Origin of the sequence: Streptomyces zingiberis (assembly GCF_012034935.1) — a bacterium.
GTDB classification, from domain to species: domain Bacteria; phylum Actinomycetota; class Actinomycetes; order Streptomycetales; family Streptomycetaceae; genus Streptomyces; species Streptomyces zingiberis.
On record NZ_JAATEN010000056.1, the window covers coordinates 1 to 878 of the forward strand.

Genomic DNA, 878 nt, shown 5'->3' on the forward strand with positions numbered 1-878 from the left:
TTTTCCATCCTCACTCTGAGCTGGCCAGATGCAGGGCGAGGATGGCTTGGACGAGAGCGGTGATGCGGGTGGTCGAGCACCGGAGCTTGCGGAGGAGTCTCCAGGCTTTGAGGGTGGCCATGGCCTGCTCGACGAGTGCGCGGATCTTCGCGTGGGACCGGTTGACGGCCTTCTGACCGGCGGAAAGGGTTTCCCAGCGGCCCCAGTAGGGGGTGCGGACGGTTCCGCCGGAACCCCGATATGCCTTGTCCGCCCAGCACCTGATGCCGGCTGCGGCGAGGGCGTCGACGATGCCGTGTTCGCGAGCCGCGCGGACATCGTGGACGGCGCCGGGCAGGGCCGGCGAGGCCCACAGCAGCCGGCCGAAGGGATCCGTGAGGACCTGCAAATTCATCCCGTGCTTCTTGTGTTTCCCGGAGTAGAAGGGCCGGTCCGCGGCGATGCGGTCGATCGGCAGGAGGGTGCCGTCGAGGATCACGAACGCCTTCGTCGACGCGACCCGTATCGCGTCGGCCAGGGTGGGCGCGAGGCCTGCCAGGAGTTCGACAGCCTCGGTGGCATACCGGTAGGCGGTCGTGGTTCCGATGCCGAATCCGGCTGCGAGCTGGGCATACGTGTGTCCCATCCGCAGGTGGCCGAGTGCGAGCAGGGCCTGGCGGCCGGGGTTCAGACGCCTCCAGCGGGAGCCGATTGCGCGACAGTGCTGCCGCAGACGGACGGACAGGAAGCACAGGGCAGAGCTGGACACGTCGACGCCCGACGGGTAGACAAGCATACGAAGCCTCTGGTGGAGACGGTTCTCTTGGTCGAAAACCCATCTACCAGGGGCTTCGCCACGTTGTCAGCCCAACCGGCAGACTGCTCTGCCAAGTTGGAAA

Annotated in this window: 1 protein-coding gene; it reads right to left on the reverse strand. The window is 66.7% G+C overall.

What is annotated here, in order from left to right; all coding sequences use genetic code 11:
* Positions 1-10 precede the first annotated feature (10 nt).
* The gene (locus HCK00_RS26655) at positions 11-775 is read right to left on the reverse strand and encodes a transposase family protein (protein WP_168104608.1); all 765 of its coding nucleotides are present in this window, start codon (positions 773-775) and stop codon (positions 11-13) included.
* Between the last annotated feature and the right edge of the window lie 103 nt (positions 776-878).

Bases quoted from the DNA above. Each gene is read 5' to 3' on its own strand.
- HCK00_RS26655 (WP_168104608.1), bottom strand. From the start codon at position 775: ATGCTTGTCTACCCGTCGGGCGTCGACGTGTCCAGCTCTGCCCTGTGC.